This window comes from Pedobacter sp., from assembly GCF_037719805.1.
Classification (GTDB): domain Bacteria; phylum Bacteroidota; class Bacteroidia; order Sphingobacteriales; family Sphingobacteriaceae; genus Pedobacter.
In genome coordinates, this window is record NZ_JBBJLZ010000004.1 from 701,299 (window position 1) to 725,123 (window position 23,825).

Consider the following 23,825-nt stretch of genomic DNA (forward strand, 5'->3'; position numbering starts at 1 on the left):
GATTCTAAGTCTTCTAGCTTAACCGCCCTTTGTTGTGGGAAAATGTGTCTTTCTGACGTACGGAAGCAATTCCCGAACTATTTCTGAAACCGCAAAAATTAAAATCCGTTATGACGATCTAGTTTTATCTATTTCCATAGATTTATTTGCCAATACAAAACTTGCTGAAAATATTCTCCAGTAAATCATCCGTCGTAACCTGGCCCGTAATCTCGCCCAAATAATACAGTGCCTGCTTAATATCCATGGCTAAAAAATCCGAAGTAACTGGGTTATCGAGTCCATTCATCACGCTATCTAAGGCGGTCCTTGTTTTCTGCAGCGCCTCCACATGTCTGATGTTCGTCACCATCGTATGGTTATCCGACAATTGATCGCCGACCGCCGATTCGTAAATCAATTGCTTTAATTCCTCAACCTGTTGATTCGCTTTAGCCGAGATCGCCATGAACTTAATGTCTGTTGGCAATGCAAGTTCTTTTAGCCTGTCGTCATATGACAAATCTATCTTATTTGCTATCGCCAGCATCGTTACCCCTGGTTTATGCAGACTTGTAATGTCTTCCTGTATTTCCGAAACAGACATGCTCACAACATCAAACAAATAAACCAACAACGCAGATTGATTGATTTTTTGCATTGTCTTCTCCACTCCTATGGCTTCAATCGCATCTGTCGCTTCACGGATGCCCGCTGTATCAATGAGTCTGAAGTTGATGCCACCGATGTTTAGAATCTCTTCAATGGTATCTCTTGTCGTCCCAGCTATTTCGCTTACAATCGCACGGTCATCGTTTAACAAAGCATTAAGAAGCGTGGATTTGCCTGCGTTCGGGCGACCAGCAATAACTGTGTTTATACCGGTTTTGATCACATTTCCCAATTCAAACGAGCGGATCAGCTTATTGATCACTACATTGATTTTAGAGATCAACGCCTGGAGCTGATCGCGGTTTGCAAACTCTACATCCTCCTCGGCGAAATCAAGTTCCAACTCAATCATAGAAGCGAAATGGATTAATTGATTTCTCAACACATTAAGTTCCGTACTAAATCCACCTCTCAACTGGTTCATCGCCACCTGATGTGCTGCTGCTGAATCTGAAGAGATCAGATCTGCCACTGCCTCCGCTTGCGAAAGGTCTAATGATCCGTTTAAAAATGCTCGTAAGGTAAATTCCCCAGGCTTTGCGGCACTGGCTCCTTTTCTAATCAACAGCGAAATGATCTGTTGGATGATGTAGTTAGAGCCATGACAAGAGATTTCTACTACGTTTTCCTTAGTGTATGATTTTGGCGCCACAAACAAACTCACCACTACCTCGTCTATCACTTTAAGGCCGTCTTTGATGGTTCCAAAATGAAGCGTATGGGACTCCTGGCTCCGCAAATCCTTTCCTGAGAATACCTCATTCGTGATATTTATGGCGTCTTTTCCGGATAAACGGATCACTCCTATTGCCCCAATTCCTGGCGGAGTAGAAAGGGCAACTATGGTATCAATTGAAATCATGGGCAGCTTTTTGCAAGAATAAAACGCAAAACTAGACAAACATTTGATACCTTCCAGTGTTAAGATTTTTAAAGACAAACAATTTACTAATGAACGACATGCCTCTTACCGTCCGACGGTCAATCGAATTGCTTGGTTTAGTTTTGGTCATTGCAATCCTGGTCATCGCGAGCGATATTATCATGCCGGTAGTCATGGCTTTCTTCCTTAGTATCTTACTGCTTCCTCTTTTTAGATTTTTTGTAAGGATCAAATTTCCAGAAGTCGCAGCAATCATTATCCCAATCCTTGTCCTGGCGGTTTTCCTGGGATTAATCGTATGGTTTTTTTCCGCTCAAATAGGACTGTTGGCGAATGATTTTCCGCAGATCAAAAATAATGTAAGTGTCCATATCAACTCTCTGAGTAAATGGATAGGTAGAATCAGCCCCTACTCTACAACCGAGCAAGTAAAATTTATTAGTGATAAAAGTAACGACCTGGTAGGAATGGCCGGAAAAGCGGCTAGTGGCGCAGCAGTTACTTTAAGTTCTCTCTTTGTTTTTGTTGGTTTATTACCGATTTACATTTATTTGATGCTCTTTTACAAAGACATTTTATTGAGATTTATCTTCATTTGGTTTAAGCCAGACCATCATCCAAGAGTTAAAGAAGCCATCTACGAGACAGAAGCAATCATCAAAAACTACCTGCTTGGGCTTTTAATTCAGGTAACTTACATGACAATTCTATTAGGAGGCATCCTCTTCTTTCTAGACATAAAGCATGCCTTGCTTATTGGAGTAATCTTCGCCGTACTAAACTTAATTCCATATGTTGGGGCATTGATAGGGAATATTATCGGCGTGCTCATAACGCTTACCTCTTCCACCGATCTTGGGCCAGTGCTAACAGTTTTGATCGTAATTGCGGTTGTTCAGTTTTTAGATAACAATATATTAATGCCTAAAATAGTTGGTTCTAAAGTGAAAATCAATGCACTGTTTGCGATTTTAGGTGTAATTATCGGAGGAAGCATTGCAGGTGTTTCCGGTATGTTCTTATCCATGCCGATCATCGCCGTCCTTAAAGTAATCTTCGACCGTACAGACACCTTTAAACAATGGGGCGTGCTGTTGGGCGACGAAAGACCATCTCGAAGTCCCATGACTTTCCCGATCTTCCGCAGGAAAGCGCCCGTAACTACAATACCTGGCGTCGATACAAAAAAAGATACTTAATTACATTCTTTCCGGAACTGTAATACCAAGGATAAGCATTCCCCTTTTCAGTAGATTGGCCGTTACTGCACTTATGTTCAATCTAAATTGTTTTAAAGCCGCATCTTCTTCCTTAACGATTGGTGGAACCTCATGATAAAATTTGTTGAAGAGCTTCGCGATCTCGTAAATGTAGTTTGATAATGTAGCCGGACTATATGCCATAGCAGCGGACTCTATTTCAGCAGGGTATTTAGACAACAATATGATCAGGTCTGATTCCGTTTCAGACAGTACACTGTCGTTGGATGTGTTAGCCGGTGTATAGGATGCTTTTGTTAATAAAGACTTGATCCTCGCATGTGTGTACTGAATAAACGGTCCGGTGTTGCCTTGAAAATCAATAGACTCTGCAGGATCAAACAACAATCTTTTCTTAGGCTCAACTTTTAGCAAGAAATACTTAAGTGCACCCATCCCAATATTATAGTATAAACTATCTTTCTCTTCTTCTGATAAGTTATTCACTTTCCCAAGCGCTTCAGTCTTAGATCTTGCTGTCGAGACCATCTCTGAGATTAAATCGTCTGCATCCACAACAGTTCCTTCCCTCGACTTCATTTTACCACTAGGCAAATCAACCATGCCGTACGACAAGTGATGTAGGCCTTTGGCCCATGTTTTACCCAGTTTTTCAAGGATCAAAAACAACACCTTGAAGTGATAATCCTGCTCGTTACCAACGACATACAAGGACTCATCCATATTGAAATCATCATACTTCATTTGAGCAGTTCCAAGATCTTGCGTAATATAAACCGAAGTTCCATCCGCACGGAGTACCAGTTTCTGATCTAAGCCGTCTGCCGTAAGGTCTATCCAAACCGATCCATCTGGTTTCTTAAAGAACACACCTTTTTCCAGTCCCTCATCAACAATTCCCTTTCCTAACAAATAGGTATTACTTTCATAATAGTACTTATCGAAATCGACGCCTAAGTTCTTATAAGTCACATCGAAACCCTGGTAGACCCAGCCATTCATCTTTTCCCAGAGCGCAATCACTTCCGGGACGCCAGCTTCCCATTCGAGCAGCATGTTCTGTGCTTCCTTTATTAAAGGGGCATTTTTCTTAGCTTCATCTTCGGTTTCGCCGGCAACTTTTAATGTTTCTATTTCTTTTTTATATTCTTTATCAAAGATCACATAGTATTTGCCAACCAGGTGGTCGCCTTTTAGTCCGGAGCTGTCTGGTGTTTCGCCATTGCCCCATTTTTGCCAGGCAAGCATTGATTTGCAAATATGAATTCCTCTATCATTTACAAGATTGACCTTAAAAACCTCATAGCCACTCGCTTTTAAAAGCTCAGCGACAGAATATCCCAACAGGTTGTTTCTTACATGGCCAAGGTGCAAGGGCTTGTTCGTATTTGGTGAGGAGTACTCCACCATCACCTTTTTACCATTCGGCTGGAAGGCTCCAAACGATGGTTCAAGCAACTGGTTATTCATCAGGTCGAACCAGTAGGAATCAACGATGCTTAGATTTAAAAAGCCCTTCACTACATTGTAGGAAACTATTTCTTCCACATGCTCAACAAGGTACGCTCCAAGATCATTGGCGGTAGCTTCAGGTGATTTCTTAGAAACCTTAATCAAGGGAAATACCACTATTGTGACCTGTCCTGCAAATTCTTTACGTGTGTCCTGTAGGTTAATTACACTCTCTGAAACGTCTTCGTTGTAAAGTTGTTTAACGCCATTGAGTGCAGCTGTAATGATAAAATTCATGGTCAAAAGTACCTAATTCCTTTTTAATTATAACAAATTGGAAATGAAGGAATAATTAATTTGCAGCTAAAAATAACCAAATTAGGCACATCAAGCGAATAGATATATTCTAAAAATAGATAGATTTGTAATTGGGACCATCCATATATGACTCATCAAACTGAGAACTTCAAAGTAAATGTTAGTACCGAAATTGGCCGTTTACGTAAGCTTTTGATACATAGTCCTGACAGCGGACTCGGCAAAGTTGTACCCTCTAAAGCTCAAGACTGGCTGTTTGAAGATATCGTCCACCTGGACACCATTAGGAAAGACGAGTACGATTACTATTTGAAGCTGCTGATGTACTTTTTAGATCCTGATAAGATTAAAGGTAAATTGGCTCAGATCGATGACGAAGCAAATGCCCGTTCTTTTTTTAAACCTAATCATCCCGACTTCCACAACTCTACAGCTGTCATCGAAATCCAGAACTTGCTCTCAGATGTCCTGGAAGATCCTTCTGTTAAAAAGAAGCTGGTGGCAGCAGTTTGCGCCATTGAAGGTTGCACCTATAAGTTTCAGCTACAAATGGTGGATACCGATGCTAAAGGATTAGCCAGAATCTTCATTTCTGGAAGTCTTGATAATGACCAGATGGTCTTCGCTCCTATTCCTAACTTGATCTTTACCAGAGATGTAGGCATCACCATAAATAATTATATCTTATTAAATAAACCGGCTAAGAAAGCGCGGAACAGGGAAACCTTGCTCATGCGGTATATATTTTTCAACCACGAGTTCTTCAAGGATTACCAGGATAAGGTACTGGAGATTCCTAATCCAGTCCAGCATTTTTTAAGACCTGGCGAAGAGGATGATCAGCGCACTACTTTGGAAGGTGGTGATGTGATGGTGGTGAGTAGCAATCATGTGCTAATTGGGTGCAGCGAAAGAACCTCAGCCTACGGCGCAAATGAGGCAATCAAGTTGTTGTTTGAAAATGATGTCGTAGAAAAGGTGACCGTGGTCAAGATTCCAAACAAGCGCGACTTTATGCACATTGATACCGTTTTTACTCAGGTGAAACGAAACGTCTGGACATTATTGAGTTCCATTTCCGGTTATCAGTCGCCACCTTCTTCAGAGCCTATCAACTTTTTAATGAAGCAGGATCATAAGGAGATCACTGAAATTCTACAATTTGATAAGAACTTCCCTGATCAGCCCAAAAGCTTTGAAAGCATCGAGGCATTATTGGACGATATTAGTCAGCATGACCTGAAAAGTACGGAGCCAACAAAGTTCATTTATAGTGGTAATGGTAAGTTCCCTTACGACGCCCGGGAGCAATGGACAGATTCATGTAATCTCCTGGCAATTAAAGAGGGCGTTGTATTAGGCTATGATAGAAATGACAAGACGATTGAAGCCTTTAAGGCGAATGGCTTTGCTGTTGTCAAAGTGAAAGATCTGATCAATGATCTGGAGAAAGGCAATGTCAACATTGATGAGCTAACAAATACGCTTATTTTGATACCTTCTGCCGAATTGTCCCGGGCCAGAGGAGGTTTCCATTGTATGAGTCTTCCTATTCTAAGAGACAACATCTGATGCAGACAACCAGTCATTTATTAATGATACGCCCTGTGGATTTTAAATTCAATCCGCAAACTGCAGCCAACAATAAGTTTCAGCAGGAGTCAGACGACGATGATGTCCAATCAAAAGCCATTCAAGAATTTGATGCCTTTGTAACAACGCTTATAGCGAACGACCTTGACGTTACCGTAATCAATGATACGCTGCAGCCGGAAACTCCTGACTCGATCTTTCCCAACAATTGGATTTCCTTTGATGATACAGGTAGAGTAATCCTTTATCCTATGTTCTCAGAGAACAGAAGAATGGAACGCAGAGCAGATATCCTGGAGACCTTAAAAAAGCGGTTTCAGATCAACAGAGTGATAGATCTCAGCAGCCACGAGCAGAATAATACTTTTTTGGAAGGTACCGGAAGTCTGGTTTTAGATCGGGACGACAAGATTGCATACGCTTGTTTGTCTCCCAGGACTGATGAAACAGTCATTGCCGATTTTTGTGCACAGACTGGTTATTCATCGGTGCTTTTTAATGCGCTGGACGCAGGCGGTTTTCCGATCTACCACACGAATGTGATGATGTGCATTGCAGAACAGTTCGCAGTGATCTGCCTGGATGCGATTGTAGATTCTAATGAAAAAGATAACGTTATTCGCTCCTTAACCGGGAGCGGAAAAGAAATCATACCTATCACTATCGAGCAAATGAATCAGTTTGCTGGCAACATGCTGCAGGTAAGAAACAGATCAGATGAACGCTTGCTAATCCTTTCTGAACAGGCCTATTTATCTTTAACCAAAGAACAAATTGACCGTTTAACAAGATACAACCGTATTGTTTTCTCAGCACTCTATACCATTGAAAAACACGGTGGAGGAAGCGCACGTTGCATGCTAGCCGAAATACACTTAAATGCCCGCTCAAATACTACCTTTCGTTAACAATTTATATTAGCTATTAAAGTCCGATTCTCAATTTAAAATTACACTTTTGCAAAAAATTATTATAAATATAAATGCAGAGCTACTCCGAATTTCTTGATCTAAGTGTTGGTTTTCCTCAGGAAGGATACAGCGTTATAGACGACGAATTGTACTTTCAGGATCTTAATTTAATGGAGATGATTGAGACTTATGGTACGCCATTACGTTTCACTTACCTTCCAATGATCAGTAAAAAGATCCAGCAGGCTAAGCTTATGTTTCAAACTGCGATCATTAAAAATAATTATCGTGGAGATTATAAGTACTGCTATTGTACCAAGAGCTCGCATTTCAAGCACATTGTAGAGGAAGCATTAAAGAACGGAATCCACCTGGAAACTTCTTCGGCTTTTGATATGCCAATGATTGAAGCCCTGGAGAAAAAAGGCTCTTTAACGAAAGATATCACTGTAATCTGTAACGGATTTAAAACGTATCAATACAAGCAGTACATCATCGATATGCTGCATGATGGCTATAAAAATATTATTCCTGTACTCGACAATAAAGAGGAGTTTAACCTTTTTGATGATGAGGTAGAGATGGATACTCCTTGTAACTTAGGGATCCGTATTGCAGCAGAGGAACAACCAGATTCTCAATTCTATACCTCAAGATTAGGGGTCCGTATGGAGGATGTTATTGAATTTTACAACAATAAGATCGCTGCTAATCCGAACTTTAGAGTTAAATTATTACACTTCTTTATCAATTCAGGGATTACAGATTCTCCGTATTACTGGAATGAACTGGAGAAATATGTAACACTTTATTGTAAGTTCAAAAAGATCAATCCAGAGCTGGATACACTGGATATCGGTGGCGGTATGCCTTTCAAAGATTCCCTTGTGTTCGATTTCGACTACGAGTACATGGTGAACGAGATCGTGAAACGGATTAAAGAAATTTGTGCAGAGCATGATGTTGTGGAGCCAGATATCATTACGGAGTTTGGTAAATATACAGTAGCGGAAGCTTCTGGGATCCTTTATAAAGTTCTGGGAAGAAAACAACAGAACGACAGGGAAAAATGGTTAATGTTGGATGGTTCATTCATCACAAACCTTCCTGATGTATGGGCTCTAAATCAAAAATACATATTGCTTCCAGTGAACAACTGGGATGCTGAATATGAAAGGGTAAATTTAGGAGGTATTACTTGCGACGGACAGGACTACTATAACCAGGAAGCACACATGAACAGTGTTTTCATGCCGAAGACAAGGAAAGTACAGTACCTTGGGTTCTTTAATACAGGTGCCTATCAGGAAGTGCTAAGTGGATATGGTGGAATCCACCATTGTCTGCTCCCTAGTCCTAAGCATGTCATTATTCGCCGTAACCGCGATGAGACTTTCAATTTCGAGGTTTTTGGTGAAGAACAGAACAGTAAGCAAGTATTAAAGATCCTGGGTTATACCTAAGATTATTACTCAGTTACTTTACCGTCTTTTAATAACAAGCGGGCAGAAAACACAAGATCGGGATCCAGGCGCTTAGCGGTTGTCTGAATCAAGGAGCGTTTTCTTCCCGCCTTTTTATTATAGATTACTTTGCCATTCTCAATCACCCTTATCTTCTTATCAAGATTCAGTAACTGATCATTCAGGTATATATATAACGCAGTGTTGTCATTTCGCTCGATAGTTATTTTGTTACCAGCTATAGATACAACTGCCTCTTTCCCGGTTAAAGGAGAGGGTGTTCCGAGCCAGTAAAACTGGTCATGGAGGCGATCATCCTGGTGCCAGGCAACTTTAGCAGGCAGGGCTTTTCTTGTAAAAGAAGCCATCCAGGGAATCGCGATCGTATCCCTCCTGTTCATCCAATGTGGTAAGCCCTCAAAGATGTGTACATCATGGACGTAACTCCCTGGATTCTTTGCTTGCAGACTATCGAGTTTATCACCCCATACTTTAGCTAGCTCATTGCGTTTGTAGGCAGCATCAGCCCCACCCATATATATTGCGAAAGGGAGATTTCTGAGGCTCAACGCAGCCGCATCACCCGGGTGACCAGCCATCATGGAAGCGGCAGCCCAGTAATCAGCCATCCTCGGTCCCAATTGAAACAATCCATCACCACCTGCAGAATAACCCAGCAGGTATATTTTGTTAGGGTTCACCCCTTCATTTACAACTGCAGCTTTAATAATTGTCGCAAGCATATCGTCGATGTGATCTTCATGCCACAGGTTCCAGGTATTTGTTGGCGCCCTTGGAGCAAGGTAAACACCTTCTTTAGGGGTATAAAGGTTGATCTGGTTCTTCCACTGCTGATCGTTTGCAGCTACTGAAGTATTGCCACCACCGTGTAACGAAATGTACAGGCTCCGGCCATTTGCAGGTTTTACTCCAAGGACCCGATAAGCGAATTTCATTTCCAGGTCGCCTTGAGTCACCGACTTTTGTGTCCAAATCCTTTGAAGTTCGGCGGTATGACTCGCCTTCTCCGAATCAATCGCTTCCACTACAGCTTGATTTGCAGCACTTTTGGAAAGATTTTGAGCGAATATATTGGAAAGCGTACAAACAAATAACAGTAGTAATGATAATCTTTTAAGCATAGCAGTGGAAACAATGAAGCGCCAATTTAAGGATTTGAAACAAAAAAAGGGCATGCCTTGCGACATACCCTCAACCTTAAAACCAAACTCAATCTTACTTATGAAACTTTAATTTCTTTTTCTTGTGTTTTTGCAACGTCTTTACCAATTGTAATGTTCAAAATACCATTTACATACTCAGCGGCAATTTGATCTGCATCTACAGTTTCAGGAAGAACAAATGATCTTGCAAAAGAATAGTAATCAAATTCTCTGCGGGTATAAGCTTTTTTCTCCTCACCGGCTACCACTTTCTTCTCGGCCCAAACAGATAAAGTATCTTTCTTCAAGTTGATCTGGAAGTCTTCCTTAGTTAAACCTGGAGCAGCAAGTTCAATCTTGTAGTCGCCCTCAGTTTCTAAGATGTTAACACCCGGCACTTTGTTTATCGTTAAATTTTTGTTTATTGCTTCATTAAACAATGAATCAAATACGTTGTTGAAATAAGGCGCGCTATTTCTGGTCCTGTTGTTAAATTTTACTAGTGTCATTTTATATTCTCCTTTAAGTTTTTACGTTTTATACTAACCACATATTCAACTCTCATACCAACGCAGATATCTATGATTTTTAAGACACTTTGGCGCAACTTATCAAAACCATCTGACAGAAAGGCAGACATTATCAACCAATTAGACAGTTTTCTGTATAAAACGACTATAGAAACCAGGTTTGTAGATTTTGATATGATGGGTCACGTGAACAATGCAGTGTATTTTACTTACCTGGAAATTGCAAGAACACGATATTGGGCTAATGCAATAAAATGGGATTGGAAGAAAACCGGCGTCATCATCGCAAAGGCAAGTTTGGATTATATCAAGCCCATTTTTATCGATGATGTAGTACATATGTACGTTAGAACCTCAAGAATAGGCACCAGTAGCTTTGATCTCGAATATCTTATGGTCAAGATGACCAATGGGAAAGAGGTAGTTTGCAGCCAGGGCAAAACGGTGTGCGTTGCCTTCGATTATCAAACCAAGAGCTCAACTCCAATACCGGAAAGCGAAAAGAATAAGATGATGATTTTCGAGCAACTTAATCGAAACTAAAAGATCTTCCCGGGATTCATGATACCATTTGGATCGAACACCTGCTTTATTCCACGCATCAAGTTCAAGCTTATTTCGGAGTATTTGATCGGCATAAACTCTTTCTGAACCAGTCCAATACCGTGCTCACCAGAAATCGTACCTCCCAGATCGGTGGTCAGTTGAAATATTTCGACGATACCATCTTTTAGTTTGTCCTTCCAGTCTGCATCACTCATACCAGCTTTAATGATATTTACATGTAAATTACCATCACCTGCATGGCCGTAGCACACACTTTCAAAACCGTACCTCGAGCCAATTTCTTTAATGCCATTGATGAGCTCAGGTAGCGCTGCCCTTGGCACGACTGTATCCTCTTCCTTATAAACAGAGTTTGATTTTACGGATTCTGCCATCGTGCGTCTCATGCGCCATAGCTCCTCTTTTTGTTGAGCCGTATCAGCAAACAATACTTCTACGCAGCCAAACTCTTCCAATACCATGTTTACCTTTTCACAGTCTTTAAAGATATTATCCAGATCGTCGCCATCAAACTCAATCATCAAAAAGGCGTTCACATTGTCTTTTAGTTCAAACTTTATATCGTCATGTCGGATAACCCACTCTACTCCTTTTCTCTCCATAAACTCTAGCGCAGAAGGAGTAATTCCAGCCCTGAAGATTGCAGAAACGGCCGCACAAGCAGCCTCATTTTGAGTAAATGAACCTAGCATTACCACACTTTGCTGTGGCTTAGGTATGAGTTTAGTAACGATTTTTGTCACAACGCCTAAAGTCCCTTCTGAACCAATCATCAGTTGAGTGAGGTTATATCCAGCAGCATATTTAAGTGTGTTTGCTCCAGTCCAGATCACTTCACCGGTCGGCAAAACGACTTCCAGGTTAAGGATATATTCCCGGATTGTTCCATACTTTACCACCCTGGGACCACCAGAGCCATGTGCTACATTTCCACCTATAAAGCAGGAACCCTTGCTGGAGGGATCGACGGGATAAAGCAAACCCTTTTCAGCCGCAGCATTGATGAACTCCTCCGTGACCACCCCTGGTTCAACCGTTGCCTGTAAATTCTCAATATCTATCTGAATAATAGACTTAAACTTCTCCATAGAAAGCAAAACACCTCCGTAAATGGGCAAAGCTGCACCACTTAGGCCTGTTCCACCACCTCTCGGGGTCACCGGAATTTTGTATTCGTTACAAATCTTCATTAAAGCAGCAATCGATGCCGTGTTTAGTGGCTTAACAACGACTTCCGGGAAGAACTTCAAGTCTTCCGTTTCATCGTGACCATAGTTGCGAAAAGACTCTTCATCCGTAAAAACAAGCTCTGCGCCTATTGCCTCTTGAATCAGACTTAAAATCTCTGGATTTATTTTATTGAATTCCATTGTGCATTTTTTAAATAATTAAGAGGAGTGGTAGCTAAGCTGAACGAAAGAATGGCCTACCTGACCGGGCATTGGAGGGTTAAGTTTTTTGATATTAACCTCCGCTGTGCTCAGAAAATTGTACCTCGACAATATTTGCTCCATTATATTCTTGACCACCGTCTCTAATAACTTTTTAGGGACTTTCATTTCCTCCAATATGATTGTGTTAAGCACCTCGTAGTTGACTGTTTTATCCAGATTTTCAGATTCGTTCCCTGGAATAAAAGTAACCGTCACATTCAAAGAAAAGTAAATCCCGGTCAATTGTTCTTCCTCGTAGTAGCCATGATAGGCAAAGCATTTTACGTCTCTCAAAGCAACGGTCTGCAGGTAATTTTGAGGCTCAGTCATTCAACAAATTTAAATTATTGATTGGTAATAACCAGCCATTGCTGTAAATTATTAACTTTGAAAGGAGCACATTTCCGCTTTCTAAGACTTAAACATCAATGGAAAACACCGCTAAGAAAGATCTTTATGAGGCTCCGGATTATTATCTGCTGGATGAGCTCTTAACAGATGAGCATAAGCTGATTAGAAGTACAACCAGAGACTGGGTGAAGCGAGAGGTAAGTCCCATCATCGAGGACTTCGCACAAAGGGCAGAGTTTCCAAAGCACCTGATCAAAGGCCTGGGAGAAATCGGGGCATTTGGTCCGACGATCCCTATCGAATATGGTGGTGCTGGTCTTGATTATACAGCTTATGGAATTATCATGCAGGAAATTGAGCGCGGCGATTCCGGCATACGTTCTACCGCTTCTGTGCAGGGTTCATTGGTGATGTATCCGATTTACACTTACGGAACGGAAGAACAACGCAAAAAGTACCTTCCTAAACTGGCTACCGGGGAACTGATGGGTTGTTTCGGACTAACCGAACCTGATCATGGATCTAACCCGGGAGGCATGACCACGAACATCAAAGATATGGGGTCCCATTTCCTTTTAAACGGAGCGAAGATGTGGATATCTAACGCGCCCTTTGCAGACATCGCTGTGGTTTGGGCGAAGGACGAGGCAGGCAAAATCAGAGGGCTGGTTGTAGAGCGCGGCATGAAAGGCTTTAGCACTCCTGAAACCCATGGCAAGTGGAGCTTACGGGCATCTGCTACCGGCGAGTTGGTTTTTGATAATGTAGAGATCCCAAAAGAGAATGTATTCCCGGAGATCACCGGGTTAAAGGGACCTCTAGGCTGCCTAAATCAGGCCCGTTATGGAATCGCATGGGGGGCACTTGGCGCAGCAATGGATTGTTATGATACGGCCTTGCGGTATTCGAAAGAAAGAGTGCAATTTGGAAAACCCATCGGTGGATTTCAATTGCAGCAAAAAAAGCTTGCGGAAATGATCACGGAGATTACCAAAGGGCAATTGCTCGTTTGGCGACTGGGTGTCTTAAAATCACAGAACAGAGCTACGGCAGAACAGATTTCTATGGCTAAAAGGAACAGTGTGGAAGTGGCAATGGACATAGCGCGAAACGCCCGCCAGATGCTTGGAGGCATGGGCATCACCGGAGACTATTCCGTAATGAGGCATATGATGAACCTGGAGTCTGTCGTGACCTATGAAGGGACGCACGATATTCATTTATTAATTACAGGAATGGATGTCACTGGCATAAATGCTTTTAAATAATAACTAGATTTGATCAATGAAAACCTTTAAAAAATATCTTTACTTACCAGCTCCTCCTGAAGAAGTTTATCTAGCCTTAACCAAAGCGCAAAGCATTCAGTTGTGGACGGGCGCCGACGTCGAATTTACAGAAGAACCGGATACTGAGTTTTCCTTTTGGGACGGAGACATCAGCGGCAAGAATCTAGAATTCGAATACGGTAAGAGAATTGTTCAACAATGGTATTTTGGCGAAGACAATGAACCATCTATCGTTACGATCAAATTACATGAAGATAAAAAAGGAACTTCTCTGGAATTCGTACAAACAAATATCCCAGAGACAGACTATGAAGACTTTACAACCGGACTAAACGACTATTATCTGGGTGGTTTAGCTGACTTTTTTGAAGAACAGTAATTATAAAAGATCAAAGCAGCACGAAATCAGTTAAGAATAAACCGACCTGATTTCGTCGCGCAAGTTATAATGTGAAGCCATCACCTCGCCGTAGGCACCTGTACTCCTCAATGCGATCAAATCACCACGGTTCGTTTCCGGAAGTTCCACTTCTTTACCGAAACAATCTGTGCTCTCACAGATCGGACCAACAACATCGTATTTAACTTGATTTGACTCCGCCAACTTTGAGATATTCTGGATCTTATGATAAGCTTGATACAATGCCGGCCGCATTAGCTCGGTCATACCAGCATCTAAAATCACAAAGTTCTTTTTCTTTCCGTTTTTAACATACAATACTTTGCTAATCAAGGAGGAGCATTGCCCAACAAGGGCCCTACCGAGTTCAAAATGCACTTCTTGATTTGGACGTTTTTCCAAGAAATCATTAAAGATCTTAAAGTATGCCTCGAAATCAGGGATCTGCTGGTCAGGGTTGTGATAGTCTATCCCTAAGCCGCCACCTACATTCAATACTTTTACAGTAAAACCTCTCTCCTCAAACCAAACCGCAAATTCGTTCACACGAACACAAAGGTTTTTATAGACATCCAGGTTAGTGATCTGAGAACCAATATGGAAATGGATACCTATAAACTGAAGGTTAGCAGACTTCTTTAAAGTTTCAGCGCAGGAAGGCAAATCCCAGGAATTAACACCGAACTTGTTCTCATCAAGTCCAGTGGTAATGTTGTGGTGGGTATAGGCATCCACATTGGGATTGATTCTGATGGCTACTCTTGCCACTTTCCCTTTTTTCGCTGCCAACTCATTAATTACTTCAAGCTCTTGAACGGACTCCACATTGAAACAAAAGATATTATTGTCCAGCGCGCCATTGATCTCCTTGTCCGACTTCCCTACTCCCGCAAACACAATCTTTTCCTTATTAAACCCCATCTCTAACGCTTTAGATACTTCGCCTCCACTCACACAGTCGGCACCAAATCCAGTTTCCTGAATCTTTTCAAGTACACGCTGGTTGAAGTTGGCTTTCATTGCATAATGAACATGAAAATTATATACATTTGCGGCACTAGCACACGCTGTTAGCGTCTCCTGCAACAATGAAAGATCATAGTAGTAAAAAGGAGTTTCCGCGTTGACTAGTGGCGTGATATCTATATTGGAAAACATAATGTTTAAGTTTCTTATAATAATTCTTGGTATTTTCTTGGGGGTAATCTATTTCGGTAACTATATCGATTACAGAAATAATAAGATCAGCAGGAAAGAATATGACAAAAGAGTAAAGCTGTTCATTATTCTAGTCATCATTGTTATTCTTATCGCACTGTGGCTTAGAAAAAGATATTAGTTATTCAAATATTCTTCCATGCAAGCTTTTTAACGCCTCCGTTTTATCTGATGTGTTGACCAGCAAAGATATATTGAAATTACTACCTCCATAAGAGATCATGCGAACAGGTATATGTTTGATGGAATCCAATACACGTGCTGCGTAACCATGTTTCTCCGCGCTAAAATCTCCAACTACACAAACGATAGATTGGTCTTTATCCACCTCTACGCTTCCGAATGCGTGTAATTCTTCAATGATCTTATCCAGATTATCGAGATAATCTATCGTCACAGAGACAGCCACTTCAGAAGTGGTGATCATATCAATTGGCGTCTTATAACGCTCAAAAATCTCGAACACTTTTCTAAGAAAACCATAAGCCAACAGCATCCTGCTCGACTGAATTTTTATAGCGGTAATGCCATCTTTAGCAGCAATAGATTTAATTTTACCCTTTTCACTTACCGATGAAATCAAGGTACCGGGAGCCTGGGGCTCCATAGTATTCAATAAGCGTACGGGAATTTTGTATTTCTGAGCCGGGAATACAGATTGAGGATGGAGAATCTTAGCACCAAAATAAGCAAGTTCCGCAGCTTCATCAAAAGATAGTTGTGCAATAGGCTTTGTGCCCTTAACAATTCTTGGATCATTGTTGTGCATGCCATCAATGTCTGTCCATATTTGAACTTCTTCAGCCATAATTGCGGCGCCTATCAAAGAAGCCGTGTAATCACTCCCTCCCCGCCTTAAATTATCCACCTCGCCAAAGCTGTTCCGGCAGATAAATCCTTGAGTAATGAAAAGTTTGTTGTCTTTATACTGCGCTAAGATCGGCGTTAAGTGTTCGGTTGTGAAAGGAATATCAGGCTCATTGTCTTCGTCAATCTTCATGAAGTCAAGCGCAGGCAGAAGTACAGATGCAATGCCAATTGACTTTAGGTAAATGTGATACAAAGTGGTAGAAAGCAGCTCGCCTTGCGCCAGAACAACCTTTTCTTCAATCGGAGTGAAAAGATCATTCGCAAGGGTCTCTAAAAATCCGAAGTGATAGTCGACCACTTCCTTCCCTTGCTTTAAGTAAGTTTCTTCAGATAGAAGTTCAACTACGAAGTCATTATATTTTTGATGTAATGCATTAATTAAGCTTAATGCAGACTGTTTATCTTCCTTTAAAAGTTTGGCTGAAATCTCTACTAAACTATTCGTAGTACCTGACACGGCAGATAATACTACAATCTGCTCTTCCACTGGATCTATGATATCCAGCAATTTTTTCATCCGCTCAGGGCTTCCAACTGAAGTGCCTCCAAACTTTAATATTTTCATCGTTTAATCTTTAATTTTTGTGGAACTTTTTGTGCTCTAATAGGTAATATACTTATATTAGGCCGTGAAATTAATTAAAATTTGTTTCATTAAGATAAATTAAATACATAGGAATTATATGCAATTAGAACCCTCGACTTTAGCCACCATTAATGAATGGCTTAATGGAAATTATGATCAGACTACTAAGAATGAGATCCAGTCCTTAATTGATAGCGAATCAGCTTCAGAGCTCACGGATTCATTCTACAGAAGTCTTGAGTTTGGTACAGGTGGATTACGGGGTGTCATGGGTGCTGGCTCAAACCGGATAAATAAATATACGATCGGTACAGCTACTCAAGGTTTAGCGAACTATCTCCTAAACAAATATCCAGGCGAAACAATCAAGGTTGCAATTGCACATGACAGCAGAAATAATTCAGATTATTTTGCAGGCATAACCGCTGATGTATTTTCTGCAAATGGTATTCACGTATACTTTTTTAAAGCGTTAAGACCCACTCCAGAATTGTCATTCGCTATAAGAGAACTAGGTTGTCGTAGTGGCGTGATGCTTACTGCCTCTCATAACCCAAAAGAATACAACGGCTACAAAGCATATGGCGCAGATGGCGGCCAGTTTACTTCACCAGACGATACCATGGTCATGGATGAAGTGGCGAAGATTACAAGCATAGATGAGGTTAAATTCGACCGCAACGATTCACTGGTTGAATTAATTGGTGAAGAAATTGACCAAATGTACCTGGATAGAATTACCGCCCTATCAGTTTCACCGGAAGCGATTGAGCGCCAGAAAGACCTTAAAATTGTTTACTCTCCTATCCACGGTACAGGAATAACATTAGTTCCAAAAGCTTTAGCTCAATTTGGCTTTACAAACCTGACGCTGGTAGAAGAGCAAAGCACGCCGGATGGCAACTTCCCAACTGTAGTTTATCCCAACCCAGAAGAAAAAGAAGCATTAACCCTTGCACTTAAAAAGGCTCAGGATATTGATGCAGATCTTGTTTTAGCTACAGACCCTGATGCAGATCGTGTTGGTATCGCTGTTAAAAACAACGAAGGTGAATTTGTTCTTTTGAATGGAAACCAAACTGGAAGCCTGCTGATCAATTATCTTCTGACCGCTTGGGAAGAGAAAGGTAAACTAGATGGAAATCAATATATCGTTAAAACCATTGTGACTTCCAACCTGATCGAATCGATCGCAAAAGCGAAAAATGTAACTTATTACAACACGCTAACAGGTTTCAAATGGATTGGCCAACTAATGACCAGTCTTGAAGGTAAGAAAACATTTATTGGAGGCGGAGAAGAAAGCTATGGTTATTTAATCGGAGAGCTTGTGCGGGATAAAGATGCAGTTGTATCTTGCGCTTTCATAGCAGAGATGACCGCCTTTTATAAGGATAAGGGAAGTAGCCTATACGATGCGCTATTAGATATGTATGTAGAATATGGTTTCTTCAAAGAGGAATTGGTATCGATTACTAAAAAAGGTAAGTCTGGCGCCGAAGAAATCAAAGCCATGATGGAGAAATTCAGGAACAACCCTCCTGCTACACTAGGTGGATCAAAAGTAGCTACCCTTAAAGATTATGAGCTTGGCTTCGAAACGGATTTAAGCACTGGCGAGAAGAAACAATTAGAACTTCCAGTTTCTGATGTGCTTCAGTTTATCACAGAAGACGGAAGTATCGTTTCCGCAAGACCGTCAGGAACTGAGCCTAAAATCAAATTCTATTGCAGTGTGAATACGCCTTTGAAAGATAAAGCAGCTTTTAAAGAAACGAATCAGCAACTGGCAGACAAAATACAAAGTGTAATGAATGATTTAGAGGTTTAACCCCTCTGAATCATTTTTTTATTACCTAACCTGGCCTTTACCTTTTATAATCCACTTTTCTGTTACCAGCTTTTCAAGCGCGAATGGCCCACGCGCATGGAGCTTTTGAGTAGAAATGCCTATTTCGGCACCCAGTCCAAAGACTTCCCCATCAGTAAACCTTGTTGAGGCGTTAAGGTAAACTGCAGCAGCATCAACCTGTTTCAAAAACAAATCCGCAATTCCTTCATCCTCAGTCAATATTGCTTCAGAATGTTTTGAAGAATATTTGCTGATGTGCTCCATCGCTTCATCTACTCCGCTAACAATTTTTACCGAACATTTAAAGTCTAAGAACTCTCTTCCAAAATCTTCTTCTGTAGCCATTTTTAAGCGACTGTATCCTATTTTCGAGAGTAAGTCATAGGATTGATCATCTGCAAACACCTCTACGTTATACTTCTCCAGTTGAGGAGAAAGTAGTTCAAGGAACTTTACAGCTACATCCTGATCTATAAGTACAGTATCTAATGAATTGCAAACAGAGGGTCTGGAAACCTTAGCATTCACAACTATTGCTACCGCAGCGTCCAATAACGCAGTTGATTCTACATAGGTATGGCATACGCCAGCGCCTGTTTCAATCACAGGTACAGTAGCATGTTTGCGAACAAATTCTATCAATTGATTCGACCCACGAGGGATAATAACGTCTATGCATTTGTCAGCAGTTAAGATCTCCAGGATGAACTCACGTTCAGGCGGCAGCTGTTGAACAATATTAGGATGGAGAGAACTGTCGGAAAGCACCTGTCGAATAATGTCAACTAAAATACTGTTGGTGTTATACGCATCTTGTCCGCCTCTCAACAGCGCTACGTTGCCAGATCGCAAACAAAGCGCTGCGACATCCAGCGTTACGTTTGGCCTGGATTCATAGATTACGGCTACCACCCCAAGCGCTACGGTCACTTTAGTAACCAGCAACCCGTTCTCAAGTGTTTTCTCGCTCAATAGCAGACCTGTGGGATCCGGTAACTCTGCAACTGCCTTCAGACTTTTACATAGGTCTTGAATGCGTTGGCTATTTAATAGCAGTCGGTCAAGTTTAGGATCATTTTTATCTAATTTCACAACATCTCTGAGGTTTTCGCGGATGATATCTTCTGATCTTAAAGAAAGTGCATCTGCAAGGGAAATGAGCAACCGCTTTTTTCCCTGATCGTCCATCGCTAGAATCGACTTCTTGGCCTGATTTGCATCAATTAATATCTTCTGAATTACTGACATTGCTCCGGTTATAAAAATACGATGTCGCTTGCGTTTGCGACTTCTAAATTGTGCTGCTTAGCGTCTTGGGTTATACCAGCGGAAGACACCTTTGATTTGGCAACCGCCACAATACATCCCTCCTGGTCAATGATTTCAAATATTTCAGCGGTATCAAATGGATTCTGTACGGAGCTTACTCCAACTGCCAGCAAACTTTTTCTATCACGTATCGCTTTGCAGGCCCCTGCATCGATAGTAAGTCTGCCTGTTACCAAACTACCACTTGCTAACCATTTGTTTCTGGCAGAGATTGTGCAAATTCTGGGCTCACACACCGTCCCTGTCTTCTCCTCCACTGCCTTAAGGATTCCGTCTTCTGTCCGTACGCCAAATATCACCACCTTGATACCCATTGTAGCCGCCAGATTAGCAAACGTTAATTTCGAGGTCATTCCACCTAAGCCAACTTCGGAAGTATTCTTTGTAGCCAAAGAAAACACATCACTGTTAATCTGGTCAATCCTGTTAACCACTTGACCATCCTTGTCCAGTACACCGGCAACCGAAGTTCCCAGAAGAATCAGTGAAGCGCCAAAGCCGATTCCCAGCAGCGTTGCAAGTTCATCATTGTCAGAAAACTTTAGTTCAAGATTACTCACCACATCGTTCTCGTTGGCGATGGGAATTACACCATTCCGCCACAATTCTTCATAGGTTTCTTTCAACTGCAAAAACTGTGTCCGGTTAGAAAAGTGTTGCCGCTCGCAAAGGCTTTGTGCGATAGAGATCCCATAGGGTTGAAAGTACTTTGAATACGTTCCAAGCAACAGCGGATTACCGATTGCGGCAGCGGCTTTACGCTCCGTCATCTTTCCTTTATAGTTCTTTAAAAACTTCTTTCCAGCCGCAACCGCACCAGAAGAAACTAATATTAGATGGTAATTGGCCGCAAGCTTAGCTACCTGCCTGGTAAGATCTTCAATGATAGATTCGTCAATCTCCCCATTGGTAGTAATCGATGCGGACCCTAGCTTCAGGACCAGAATAGATTTTGTCATTAATATAGAAAAATATCGTTGGTTTTTAAACCAAGGTAGCGGCTAACGTAAGCTCAATGCTATATGCTTTACTTACCGGACAGTTTTCTTTTGCACCTGCTGCAATCTCTTGAAATTGAGCATCTTCAATACCAGGAATACTTGCCGTTAGCGCCAGATGAGATCCAGTGATCACTCCATTATCCAGTGAAACAGTTCCTTTGGTTTCTAATGAGGTAGGTGTAAAGCCAGCTTCAGTTAAATCCAAACTCAACTTCATAGTGAAACATCCTGCATGAGCAGCAGCCATTAATTCTTCGGGGTTAGTCCCTATTCCTTCTGCAAACCGACTGTTAAAAGAGTATTGTGTGCTGTCTAAGACCTTACTATCAGTACTTAATGTTCCTGATCCTTCTTTAATGGTGCCTTTCCAAACGGCTGTTGCGTTACGTTTCATATAGCTATTTAGTTTTTTCTTTATCACGGTTGTTATTCAGCTTGATCTTGATTTTTCCATCTTCGCCGTCCGTTGCCAATAAATGTAGCACTATTCCCTTCATTCTCCGCTCTCTAATTTCTTTTTTATCTACTATTTCTTCGTCTTTTTTAGGATTTCTTAGGGGCACATCCAAGGCAATGTTGGTACCAGTCGTCATGGAGTACACACCGGCAATATTCATGTTTAAAAGACTGGTATTGATCTGCATGGGGTTGATGGTGATCTTTTGCCCCCTGATGTCGAACTTACCATTCAGATTGGTAAATGCGATGTTATCTAAATCTCTGAATGGGAATGCAAACTTACCGACACTCTTAAGCGCCTCAAAACTTAACAATGCTCCTTCCTTTAAATCGAAAATAACGCTTCCATTAAGAGAGTTTGGCAGCAATTTACCCTGATTATCTATACTTCCTGCAATGTTGGTTTTTGAAAACAGGAAGCCTCTGAGATTTTTAGAGGTTGGAGATTGTAATCCGAAATTGTCAAATGAATAAAAGAACTGCTGAATATCAACATTAGCAATTGTCGTATTTAAAGCAAACTTATTGAACGACCCATTTTGAGTCACTGTTCCATTAAGTTTTAAAGAACCTCCTGCATGCTTTACGCTAACATCTCTAATGGCAACACCGTTTTCGGTCAATAATAGATCAGCCCGGGCATTTGTAGCCAGGAACTTGTTGTAATATAGCTTATCGACTTGAACATGCATGTTTACTCTGCTCTTTTCAAAGACCTGATTAAGATCATCTGAGAAACCTTTATTTTTAGCTGATTTCTTTTTTGTTGTTTTCCTGGAACCAAGGAAGCCAAGGAACTCACCCAAATGAAGTTGAGGGCTTCTGATCTGCCACTTAAGCAAAATCTTCTCCGGGTCGCTATAGTATAGATTTAGAAAGTTGCTGATTGAACCATCCATGTACACAATACTTTTTCCACTCTGGAGCCTGATATTCTTGATGAAGAGATCCTGATCTGTAAAATTTAACGAGATGTTTGTATTGGTGAAATTAACGCTCCTGGGAACATAGTTGACATCCGCATTTTTAATTTCTACTAGTCCTTTTACAAATGGCTTAGCCAATTTAAAATCAATAATACTTGCGCGATAAGCAAGGGACACGTTTGCGGTACCTTTCCCAAAATTCAAAATATCGTCACCCATAACGTTATTTAAGTTCTTAATGTCAAATGAAGACTTAAAGACACCAGTAGCAATAGGACTAATTAAATTATTAATCGAGGCGGTATCAATCGAAAATGGCATATTTTCATAAGTACCTTTGAAACCAAAAAGCTTAATTGCAGAATTCGTGTCATTGTGACCCTTCCCTTGTTCAAAATTATTAGTAAAAACGCCTCTGAAGTTACAGTTCTCGACGATTCCTCCTTTAGTGGTCAGCTTGTTATCCTTCACTATTGCATTTACATTTATCTCTGGATCGCCACCTGGCCCCATATTCCCTGCAATGGTGCAGGTGACATCGATAGGTTTATCCAAATTAAACATGTTTAGTCTTGAACTGATATTTGGCGCAAGCAACTTGGCGGCACTTTTCCACATGATATCATTAGCCTGGATATTTATAGCGAAATCAGTATTTTCCTTTGATAAGTCGAACTTGGCTCCAATCACAAAAGGATCCTCTCCTATGTTCAGCGTATTTGGGATCACCGTAACCAAGCCGGTTTTATCAACATAGGTAATCTTAAATGGGCCCTCTAACAATTTATCCTTGATAAAACTTCCTCTTTTTGTATTAAAGGCCAGACTTTTGACAATGGTTTTGAGCTTAACATCAGCTTGCCAATCCGACCATGAATAGTCAATATCGCCTCGGAGATCATCAACATCAAATTCAAATAGCTTTTTGCCTTTCTGGTTATCCATCAAAAACTTCACATTGTCAAGAGAAAAGCGGCGAACTTCGAGGTCCGACTCACTATTTTCTTTCTCCTCAACTTTTACCGCAGACTTTTTCTTAAAAATTGCAGTATTGCTGTAGCCGCTGCTGTCGGTGTAGACATAAATGGTAGCGTTATTGATTCCGATCTTTTTTATCTGGATAGTTCCAGTCACTAACTTCAAAGCGTTAACGGATACTTCAATATCTTTTGCTTCTAACAGCGAGTGTTTATGCTGCTTCCAAAGACTGTCGCGAACAATAACGTTATTTAAACGCATAGATACGCCAGGAAATCCGCTTAGAAAGGTTGGCTCCATGCTTCCGATCGTTATTTCTCCGGCAATACTTCCATTTAATTGCTTCGTAATGGAGACCAGCAGCTCTTTTTTATGGGAATTG

20 protein-coding genes are annotated in these 23,825 nt (G+C 41.1%); 8 read left to right on the plus strand and 12 right to left on the minus strand.

Annotated features, from left to right (window positions below; genetic code table 11):
- Positions 1–142: 142 nt before the first annotated feature.
- A complete protein-coding gene (gene mnmE / locus WKF66_RS16285) occupies positions 143–1,513 on the minus strand; it encodes a tRNA uridine-5-carboxymethylaminomethyl(34) synthesis GTPase MnmE (protein WP_489675536.1) in 1,371 nt (456 codons plus the stop codon).
- A gap of 89 nt (positions 1,514–1,602) precedes the next feature.
- Between mnmE and WKF66_RS16290 the strand changes: the two genes are divergently transcribed.
- Complete coding sequence (locus WKF66_RS16290; protein WP_489675537.1) at positions 1,603–2,733, plus strand: AI-2E family transporter; 1,131 nt, start codon at positions 1,603–1,605, stop codon at positions 2,731–2,733.
- Here WKF66_RS16290 and argS read toward each other — a convergent pair whose 3' ends face one another.
- Positions 2,734–4,503 (minus strand): arginine--tRNA ligase, encoded by a 1,770-nt coding sequence (argS, locus tag WKF66_RS16295; RefSeq protein ID WP_489675538.1) that lies wholly within the window; start codon positions 4,501–4,503, stop codon positions 2,734–2,736.
- 147 nt (positions 4,504–4,650) lie between these two features.
- Between argS and WKF66_RS16300 the strand changes: the two genes are divergently transcribed.
- The 3 genes from WKF66_RS16300 (at position 4,651) to WKF66_RS16310 (ending at position 8,491) form a co-directional block, all read left to right on the plus strand.
- Positions 4,651–6,096, plus strand: coding sequence for an arginine deiminase family protein (locus WKF66_RS16300; protein ID WP_489675539.1), 1,446 nt, complete (start codon positions 4,651–4,653; stop codon positions 6,094–6,096).
- A gap of 23 nt (positions 6,097–6,119) precedes the next feature.
- Positions 6,120–7,025, plus strand: a complete 906-nt coding sequence (gene ctlX / locus WKF66_RS16305; protein WP_489675540.1) for a citrulline utilization hydrolase CtlX — start codon at positions 6,120–6,122, stop codon at positions 7,023–7,025.
- 74 nt (positions 7,026–7,099) lie between these two features.
- Positions 7,100–8,491, plus strand: a complete 1,392-nt coding sequence (locus WKF66_RS16310; RefSeq protein ID WP_489675541.1) for an arginine decarboxylase — start codon at positions 7,100–7,102, stop codon at positions 8,489–8,491.
- A 5-nt stretch (positions 8,492–8,496) separates the two neighbouring features.
- On the opposite strand, the gene WKF66_RS16315 is transcribed toward WKF66_RS16310, so the two are convergent.
- Complete coding sequence (locus WKF66_RS16315; RefSeq protein WP_489675542.1) at positions 8,497–9,633, minus strand: hypothetical protein; 1,137 nt, start codon at positions 9,631–9,633, stop codon at positions 8,497–8,499.
- A 98-nt stretch (positions 9,634–9,731) separates the two neighbouring features.
- Positions 9,732–10,163 carry an Hsp20/alpha crystallin family protein gene (locus WKF66_RS16320; protein ID WP_489675543.1) on the minus strand — a complete coding sequence of 144 codons (432 nt, stop codon included), beginning with the start codon at positions 10,161–10,163 and terminating at the stop codon, positions 9,732–9,734.
- A gap of 72 nt (positions 10,164–10,235) precedes the next feature.
- On the opposite strand from WKF66_RS16320, the gene WKF66_RS16325 reads away from it, so the two are divergent.
- Positions 10,236–10,727 (plus strand): acyl-CoA thioesterase, encoded by a 492-nt coding sequence (locus WKF66_RS16325; protein WP_489675544.1) that lies wholly within the window; start codon positions 10,236–10,238, stop codon positions 10,725–10,727.
- Here the strand turns inward: WKF66_RS16325 and WKF66_RS16330 are convergent.
- Positions 10,724–12,121 carry an FAD-binding oxidoreductase gene (locus WKF66_RS16330; protein WP_489675545.1) on the minus strand — a complete coding sequence of 466 codons (1,398 nt, stop codon included), beginning with the start codon at positions 12,119–12,121 and terminating at the stop codon, positions 10,724–10,726. The genes WKF66_RS16325 and WKF66_RS16330 overlap by 4 nt on opposite strands.
- Positions 12,122–12,139: 18 nt before the next feature.
- The gene (locus WKF66_RS16335; RefSeq protein ID WP_489675546.1) at positions 12,140–12,514 is read right to left on the minus strand and encodes a dihydroneopterin aldolase; all 375 of its coding nucleotides are present in this window, start codon (positions 12,512–12,514) and stop codon (positions 12,140–12,142) included.
- Positions 12,515–12,612: 98 nt separating this feature from the next.
- Between WKF66_RS16335 and WKF66_RS16340 the strand changes: the two genes are divergently transcribed.
- Positions 12,613–13,803, plus strand: coding sequence for an acyl-CoA dehydrogenase family protein (locus tag WKF66_RS16340; protein WP_489675547.1), 1,191 nt, complete (start codon positions 12,613–12,615; stop codon positions 13,801–13,803).
- 16 nt (positions 13,804–13,819) lie between these two features.
- On the plus strand, positions 13,820–14,203 hold the full coding sequence (locus tag WKF66_RS16345) for an SRPBCC domain-containing protein (protein ID WP_489675548.1): 384 nt from the start codon (positions 13,820–13,822) through the stop codon (positions 14,201–14,203).
- A gap of 30 nt (positions 14,204–14,233) precedes the next feature.
- Here the strand turns inward: WKF66_RS16345 and lysA are convergent, their stop codons facing one another.
- Together lysA and WKF66_RS16355 are read right to left on the minus strand one after the other, a co-directional pair.
- Positions 14,234–15,382 (minus strand): diaminopimelate decarboxylase, encoded by a 1,149-nt coding sequence (lysA, locus tag WKF66_RS16350; RefSeq protein ID WP_489675549.1) that lies wholly within the window; start codon positions 15,380–15,382, stop codon positions 14,234–14,236.
- A gap of 181 nt (positions 15,383–15,563) precedes the next feature.
- Entirely contained in the window at positions 15,564–16,877 is a 1,314-nt protein-coding gene (locus WKF66_RS16355) for an aspartate kinase (RefSeq protein WP_489675550.1), read from the minus strand.
- A gap of 118 nt (positions 16,878–16,995) precedes the next feature.
- On the opposite strand from WKF66_RS16355, the gene WKF66_RS16360 reads away from it, so the two are divergent.
- Positions 16,996–18,729: a phospho-sugar mutase gene (locus WKF66_RS16360; protein ID WP_489675551.1), complete on the plus strand. Its 1,734-nt coding sequence runs from the start codon at positions 16,996–16,998 to the stop codon at positions 18,727–18,729.
- A 21-nt stretch (positions 18,730–18,750) separates the two neighbouring features.
- Here the strand turns inward: WKF66_RS16360 and WKF66_RS16365 are convergent, their stop codons facing one another.
- The 4 genes from WKF66_RS16365 to WKF66_RS16380 form a co-directional block, all read right to left on the minus strand.
- Positions 18,751–19,998, minus strand: a complete 1,248-nt coding sequence (locus tag WKF66_RS16365; protein WP_489675552.1) for a glutamate-5-semialdehyde dehydrogenase — start codon at positions 19,996–19,998, stop codon at positions 18,751–18,753.
- 8 nt (positions 19,999–20,006) lie between these two features.
- Complete coding sequence (gene proB / locus WKF66_RS16370) at positions 20,007–21,038, minus strand: glutamate 5-kinase (RefSeq protein ID WP_489675554.1); 1,032 nt, start codon at positions 21,036–21,038, stop codon at positions 20,007–20,009.
- A 25-nt stretch (positions 21,039–21,063) separates the two neighbouring features.
- On the minus strand, positions 21,064–21,474 hold the full coding sequence (locus WKF66_RS16375) for an OsmC family protein (protein ID WP_489675555.1): 411 nt from the start codon (positions 21,472–21,474) through the stop codon (positions 21,064–21,066).
- Between the two features lie 4 nt (positions 21,475–21,478).
- A partial coding sequence (locus WKF66_RS16380) for an AsmA family protein (protein WP_489675556.1) occupies positions 21,479–23,825 on the minus strand: 2,347 nt, incomplete at its 5' end.